The sequence below is a fragment of the Pseudomonas sp. genome (assembly GCF_040514055.1).
Lineage (GTDB): Bacteria > Pseudomonadota > Gammaproteobacteria > Pseudomonadales > Pseudomonadaceae > Aquipseudomonas.
In genome coordinates, this window is sequence record NZ_JBEVDL010000050.1 from 1 (window position 1) to 7,137 (window position 7,137).

General features: G+C 63.2%; 7 protein-coding genes. All 7 read right to left on the minus strand.

The genetic code is table 11. The annotated features are described in order from the left end of the window. Positions 1-33 precede the first annotated feature (33 nt). The 7 genes from ABWY06_RS12215 to ABWY06_RS12245 all read right to left on the minus strand — a co-directional run bounded on the left by ABWY06_RS12215 (position 34) and on the right by ABWY06_RS12245 (position 7,135). Positions 34-837 carry a hypothetical protein gene (locus ABWY06_RS12215; protein WP_353925839.1) on the minus strand — a complete coding sequence of 268 codons (804 nt, stop codon included), beginning with the start codon at positions 835-837 and terminating at the stop codon, positions 34-36. Continuing rightward, complete coding sequence (locus ABWY06_RS12220) at positions 818-2,524, minus strand: GspE/PulE family protein (protein WP_353925840.1); 1,707 nt, start codon at positions 2,522-2,524, stop codon at positions 818-820. The genes ABWY06_RS12215 and ABWY06_RS12220 overlap by 20 nt, the downstream gene beginning before the upstream one ends. Before the next feature lie 83 nt (positions 2,525-2,607). Next, positions 2,608-3,126, minus strand: a complete 519-nt coding sequence (locus ABWY06_RS12225; protein ID WP_122838451.1) for a response regulator — start codon at positions 3,124-3,126, stop codon at positions 2,608-2,610. 232 nt (positions 3,127-3,358) lie between these two features. Beyond that, positions 3,359-4,312, minus strand: coding sequence for a peptidylprolyl isomerase (locus tag ABWY06_RS12230; protein WP_353925841.1), 954 nt, complete (start codon positions 4,310-4,312; stop codon positions 3,359-3,361). 13 nt (positions 4,313-4,325) lie between these two features. Continuing rightward, positions 4,326-5,876 (minus strand): cytochrome c/ABC transporter substrate-binding protein, encoded by a 1,551-nt coding sequence (locus ABWY06_RS12235; protein ID WP_353925842.1) that lies wholly within the window; start codon positions 5,874-5,876, stop codon positions 4,326-4,328. A 9-nt stretch (positions 5,877-5,885) separates the two neighbouring features. Continuing rightward, positions 5,886-6,515 (minus strand): SCO family protein, encoded by a 630-nt coding sequence (locus tag ABWY06_RS12240; RefSeq protein WP_122838448.1) that lies wholly within the window; start codon positions 6,513-6,515, stop codon positions 5,886-5,888. Continuing rightward, a complete protein-coding gene (locus ABWY06_RS12245) occupies positions 6,512-7,135 on the minus strand; it encodes an SCO family protein (protein WP_353925843.1) in 624 nt (207 codons plus the stop codon). Before ABWY06_RS12245 ends, ABWY06_RS12240 begins: the two co-directional genes overlap by 4 nt. Positions 7,136-7,137: the final 2 nt, after the last annotated feature.

Genomic DNA, 7,137 nt, shown 5'->3' on the forward strand with positions numbered 1-7,137 from the left:
CGCGGCTGGAAGTCGAGCATCAGGGCGCGCATGTCAGGCCACCGCCCGGGACATGACGTACAGGCTGTCGCGTACGGCTGTCCGGTCCTCTTCAAGGGTGCGCAGGTGAACACCCGGCACCTCGGGGTGCGAATCGATGCGTGCCGGCGCATGCAGGTAAACATTCAGCGGGCGGTCGCTGGTGGAGGCTTGCAGCTGGCTTTCACGACCGATCAGCGCCGCCAGCGCGGCATCGCTGTCACTGCTGCCCACCGAACGCACCGAAGCCCAACGCCCTTCCCGCGCCACCAGCAACACGCTGCGCACCGGCTCGGCGACCACAAAGAGAAAATCGCCGGCGTCGAAGCTCGAATCGAAGTGATTGAAAGCGGCCATCAAGTAGGGCTGCACCGAACGCAGCTTCAGGCCTCGGGCGCTGGCCAGCGTCCGCAGGCGCTCAAGCAGATCCTGCGGCAGCGCGGCAGCGATGCGGTCGTAACCCGCAGGCTCGGCCGACAACACCAGGTTCCAGGGCTGCGTCGGCACACCGTAAAGGTCTTCGAAGCACAGTTGGGCGAAGCCACGCAGTTCCTCGGGGCTGTTGATCTGATCGCTCCAAGGCACCAGGCAGAAGCGGCTGAAGTGCCCCGACACGACCACGCTCAACTGCGCACCGGCAGCGGCATGTTCGCCCAGCAGGCGGTCGAGGGTTTCCAGGGCGACAGCCCAGGCATGGAAGCCTTCGTCGATGAAACCGACGCTGCCCAGCCACAGGGTGTCGCTGCCCTGGCGCCGGCCCAGGCCACCGCCACTGGCGCCGAGTACGGCGACAAAACGATCACGAGACAAAAGTGACACGATTGATCTCCTCGAGCGTGGTCCGCCCTTCCTGCACCAGTTCCAGGGCCGACTCGCGCAGCAGGCGCAAGCCACGTTTGCAGGCATGGGCCTTGATTTTCGAAATCGGCTGGCGCTCGACGATCATCTGCCGCAGCTCGTCGTCCAGGTGCAGCAGCTCGGCGATCGCGGTACGCCCGCGATACCCGGTGCCCCGGCAGTGGCCGCAGCCCTTGCCGTGCACGAAGTGGAAATCGGTCACCTGTTGCGGGTCGAGCCCCGAGAGGTGCAACTCGTCATCAGTGGGGAAATGCGGCGCGCTGCAGCTGGCGCAGACCAGCCGAATCAGCCGTTGCGCCAGCACCGCGTTGAGCGCCGAAACCAGGCTGTAGGGGTCGATTTCCATCTGGGTGAAACGGCCAATCACGTCGAACACGTTGTTGGCGTGGATGGTGGTGAACACCAAGTGCCCGGTGAGTGCCGATTGCACGGCAATCTGCGCGGTGTCCGGGTCACGGATCTCACCGACCATGATCTGGTCCGGGTCGTGGCGCAGGATCGAGCGCAGCCCCCGGGCGAAGGTCAGGCCCTTCTTCTCGTTCACAGGAATCTGCAGCACACCCGGCAGTTGGTACTCCACCGGGTCTTCGATGGTGATGATCTTGTCCACGCCGTGGTTGATCTCGGTGATCATGGCGTAGAGCGTGGTGGTCTTGCCGCTGCCAGTCGGGCCGGTCACCAGCACCATGCCGTAGGGTTCGGACGCCAGGCGGCGCAGTTGGCGCAGGGTTTCGTCTTCAAAGCCCAGGGCCTGCAACTGCACGCCACTGACCTTGTCGGCCAGGTCCTGTTTGTCCAGTACCCGCAGCACCGCGTCCTCGCCAAAGATGCTGGGCATGATGGACACACGGAAGTCGATCTGCCGCCCGCTGATACCGATCTTGAAACGGCCATCCTGGGGCACGCGTTTTTCGCCGATGTCCAGTTCGGCCATGACCTTGACCCGCGAGAGCACCTGCTCGGCGAACTCGGTGCCCTGGATCTTGCTGATATTGTTGAGCACGCCGTCGATGCGGTACTTGATCACCAGGCCGCTGCCGGTGGTGCCCAGGTGGATGTCGCTGGCGTGCATCTTCAGCGCATCGTAGAGGGTCGAGTTGACCAGCTTGACCACGACGCTGGCGTCCTCGCTGATGCTGGTCAGGGACAGGCTTTGCAGCTTGTCGATTTCCACCCCTGAGTCGGCCTGGGCATTGAGCGATTCAACCGCGTGAAAGCTTTCCTCGTGGCGGGCCAGGTAGGCCTTGAGATCGTCGGCGTGCACCAGGTACAAAGGCGCGCCGTGCAGGCAGTCGTCGATCCAGGCCAGGCGCGCGCTGTCGAAGGGGTCGGCGAACACGCCAATGACCGTCTCTTCGTGACGCAGCAGGATAAATTCGCGCTTGAGGCATTGGGCCAGGGTGACCCGGTCGAATACCGGGGTGGCCTTGAACAGCGTGTCGGTGTCGAGCACCGGATAATGCAGGGTGGTGCCCAGGCATTCGATGAAGGGCATGGGGGCCAGTTCACACAACACCCCAAGTGCTTCCAGCACCCGTTCGCCGGAAGTGGCCGCGCGGGAGCGGGCCTGGGCCAGTTGTTCACTGGAAAAACGCGACGGTACGGTGTCCAACAGCGCCGGTTCTACGGCTAGGGATAGACGGTCCATGGCATGCTCTCCAACGCCGGGGGCTTTGAGCCCTGTCGACGCGGCGAGCAGTTACGGGGGGTCCGGAACGACTTGTCGCGTCATTACTCCCCGGTGAGCAATTGTTCGTCGTCTGGTGCCATGGAGTTCGAGTTTCTTCGGCGATCCACCAGCACCCAGCTTCCGTCGTACAACTGCAGCGGGAAACTTTCGGTCCTGCTCTGGCGTCGTTCGACGAATCCTGTAGCAGTGTTCGTTCGGCGCTCCATCCCCAGAAGGTCACAAACGGCCCGGGCCAGCTCCGCCAAAGGAAACGGCTTGAACAGGATGTGACTGACTCCAAGTTGCCGGGCCCGCTCACAGACTTCAGCGGTTGGGTGCCCTGTAATCAGTACACAATGACAATTCCTGTTCTGGCGGACTTGTTCGAGAACGTCAAAACCTTCCATATCGGGCAAGCGGTAATCGAACACCATCACATCGGGGGCAAAATCAGCGGCTTCGCCGATGGCTTTGGCACCTTCGTGTGCTATCCGGACTTCCAGCCCTTGCGCCTGCAGGTAATCCTGGAGGTTTTGTGCAAGGAGCTGTTCGTCTTCAACAACCAGTACTTTGTTTAACAAGGTGGACTCCTTGTAACCGCAGGTCCGAATCTCGAACCTGGCAGAGTGCCGCCTCAATCAGGCTAACGCACACTTCATGCCAGGCTCGGCGCGGAAGTTTTCACCACTGCATGTAGTTGATATTCATGAAAAACCTTTTTCGCCCGAGCACACCACCGCGAAGTGCCCCCCAAAGCCGGGGCAAGTGCACGGATTCACCCTGAAGCTTTTCCCCACTATTGGGGAACAAACTTCAATCGTCGTCAATCCGTTCAATTCGATTGCTCGACCGCAGCTGCGCAAGCACTTCGCCACGAATGGCAACCTGTTGCTGTCGAGCAAGGTAAGCCCTGACCATTTCCAGTCCCTGTTCTTCTGAGACATCGGCGGGCTCGCTACGGTTCTGTAAATAAATGAGGTGCCAGCCCACCGGAGTGCGTACCGGCTCGCTGAGGTCACCCGGGGCCATGGCAAAGGCTGTCGCTTCGAATTCACGGAACATGCGGCCCTTGGGGAAATATCCCAGGTCCCCGCCGCTGCTGGCGGAAGCATCCTCTGAAGCACTTTTGGCAATACTGGCAAATTCGGCACCGTTAACGATTTTCAACCGCATGTCTACCAAGCGTAGACGCGCTGCTTCAATTGTCGCGGTATCTGCGCCTTCAGGGACCTTCACCAGGATATGCCGCGCCTGTACTTCCTCGGGCCGGCCCATTTCGCTGCGGTGTTCCTCGTAAAAAGCCCGCACCGCTTTCTCGTCGGGCTCGGCCACCTTGGTCAGTTCGGCAAATACCTGCTGCGCCGCCATGTCACGCCGGGTGTACTCGATGAAGCTGGCTTCGTCAAAACCGGCATCGTTCAGGCGCCGGGCGAACACCTCGGGGCCGCCGATGGCCTGGCGAGCCTGGTCGACCTGGCCCTGCACCTGTGCGTCGCTGATCACCACGCCGCGCTTGACGGCTTCTTGCCACAGCAGTTCCTTGTCGATCAGGGCGTCCAGGGCCTTTTGCCGCAGTTGCTTGTAGGCCTTGGGATTACGAATGCTGCCCAATGCCCGGCCCTGGTCCTCGAGGAACTCGGCGAAATAGCGTTCCAGGCGAAATTCGGATATTTCCTCGCCATTGACCCGCGCCGCGATCGGGCCGGTGCTGGCGTAGCTCACCGGCACCGACAGGGTCAGCAGGAGCAACCAGGTGTTGAGTTTCATGATGAGCCTCCGTTCAGGGCATCGCTGCTATCGGTCTATAGGGCGCTACCAGGTAGAAACGCTGGTCAGGCAGATCCACGGTCACCACATGGGCGCCGCTCAGGCCCAGCCGGCGGCCAGGGCCAAAGCTGATCAAGGGCGTCAGCCCGGTATCGAAGTCGTGCAGGCCTTCGAGGGCGTCGACCAGCTTCTCGCGGCTGGTGTCGCGCCCGGCCTGTTTCAGGCCCTCGCTGAGCAGCAGCATCGAGCTGTAGGCGCCCACTTGCAGCACCGCGTGCTGGCCGCCCAGGCCCTGGTTGGCGCGCACCTGCGTCAGGGCCAGGCGGCCAGCAACGGTCCAGTCACTGGGCACAAACGGATACGCCAGGAACACTCGCCGGGAAAAACCACTGGGCACCTGCAGCAGGTCCCCCGCCACCTGATTCGAGGTGGCAAACAGATACGGCACCTGCCCGGCCACTTGCAGGCGCTCGGCCAGGCGACTGAAACCGGCGCCGCTGCCCAGGTAAAATACCGAACGCGAGCCTAGCGGCACTTCTTCGCTGGCCGGGTCGTAGGCTTGCAGGCGTACTTTCTGCCAGGCGTGATCCTGCAGATACCGGCTCAGGTTCTGGGCCGCAAGGCGCTGGCCGGCTTCGTCCGGATAGGTGATCAGCGTGGGCCCCTGCAGCACTTTGAGCTGTTCGGTGGCGTAGTCGGCCAAGGCGATCAGTTGCTCGCGCAAGCCCGGCAAGGGCTCGAAAATCTGCCGGCTGGCCTGGGCTGTTCCCAGCAGAGACAAGGGACCGATCAGCGGCACGCCGGCGCGTTCCAGACGAGTGGCCAGGTCTGCGTCCAGTGCCGGCACCAGGGGCGCGATCAGGGCGAATACCTGTTCCTGGTCAATCAGGCGGTCCAGCGCCTGCTCGGCACTGGCGCGGTCCGGCCCCGGGTCGAGAATGGTCAGGCGCAGTTGCCGGCCGTGGATACCACCGGCTTCGTTGATACGCGCCACGCTGCCCTTGAGCACCGCCGCCACCGTGGCCCCCTCCTCGCCCAACGGCCCGGAAGCTGGCAACAGCGTACCCAGGTGCACGGTGGCCGGGTCGAGGCCAGGGTCGCGGTCTTCGGCCACGCGCTTGAGATAGGCGGTGAGGTTGCGCTGATCGTTCATCGACAGGACAAACCTGGGCATCGCCGGGTCGAGTCGATTGTCGCCGGGATCGCGGCCTTCCTGAATGGCTTTGGCCAGGCTGGCGTCGGTATAGGCCGGGTAGTCGCGGCCGTTGACCTGTTGCTGGCCATAGGTGCTGCTGAGCCGCGGCCAACTCAAATCCGGTGGTCGCACCCCGCCTTCGGGTCGTCCCACGCCGTCGGCGCCATGGCAATTGGCGCAAGGCAGGCTGGTGGCGGGCAACAGCATCCCCGCCGCACCGACCCGCGCCAGGATGGGCTCGCCACTGGCTGACAGCCCCTCGCGATACAGCCGTTTACCGGCGCTTTCGCTGGGGGTCAGCGGCAGCGCCTGGGCGCCGAGGTGCAGACCGCACAGGAGCAGCAGGCCGAGGACGAGGGAGGTTTTCATGGCGCGCGCTCAACGGCCGACCAGCGGCATTGTCAGCAACTGCAAGCGCTGGGCAATGGCGGCGGCCGGGGCATCGGGACGAATCTTGCTCCAGCGCTTGTTGGCCACGTCACCGACGATCAGTTGCGTGGAGTGCTGTTCCGGGGTCGGCACGATCTGGCCGATGCGCCCCAGTACCAGGTCCATCTGGGCCTTGTCGCCCGTTAGAAAAAGCCAGTGGGGGTCTTCTACCCCTTGTTTCAAGGTGTAAGCCTTGAGTACCGCCGGGGTGTCCCGCAGCGGATCACTGGTAAGGGAGATAAAGGTGATGCCCTCGGCCTTGTCGCCCAGGACTTCGCGAACTTCCTTGAGTTTTTGGGTGATCAGCGGACAGGCATCATTGCAACTGGTGAAAATCACGTTGAGCAGCACCACCCGGTTTTGCAGCGCGTCGCTGTAGAACCGCAGGGTCTGTCCATTCTGGTCCTGCAACGGGGTGTCGGTGAACCAGGTTTTGGCGTCGCGCGTGCCGCTGGCCGGTTGCGCGGCGGGCGTGGCGGGCGTGGCAGGTGCGGGTTCCTGGTGGCCCTCATGGGCAAGCGCCAGCGAGCTGAAGAGGCCCAGGCACAGGCTCAAGGCGATACGGTCGAAAGTCCTCATGGGTGCTGCTCCATGGCAATGGCGGTGTGTTTGGCGTGGGCATTGCGTTCGCCGCTGAGTTTTTCCACTTCGCGGGTGAGCACGGCCGGGTCGGTGAAACCGTAGTAGCGGGTCCAGTGCCGGCTGTTGCCATCGCCCACCAGAATCAGCGGCGCATGGCTTTTCAAGTCGCCGTTGAACGTGCCCAGGCCCTTGAGGGTTTCGGCGACCGACTGGGTAGAGCCGGTGAGCCAGCTCCAGCCGGGGCCGTTCTGGAACGAGCGGGCGTACTCATTCAGCCGCTTGGCATCGTCGCGTTGCGGGTCGATGCTGATCGACACCAGCTGCACCTCGGTGCCGACCCGCGCGCCGAGTTGCTTCTGTACCTTGCCCATGATCGAGGACACCACCGGGCAGACCGTGGTGCAGCTGGTGTAGATGAAACTCATGACCACGATCTTGTTGCTCACCAGGTCTTGTTCCAGGCGCACTGCTTTGCCCGTCTGGTCCATCAGAGCGACGTCGGCGAACTTCACCTGGGCGCTTTCGGAGGTAGCACTTTTGGCGGGCATGTCATGGCCGGCGTGTTCATCCGCCGAATGGGCCATGGCCTGGCTGATGCCGGCAGCAAGCAGGCACAGCG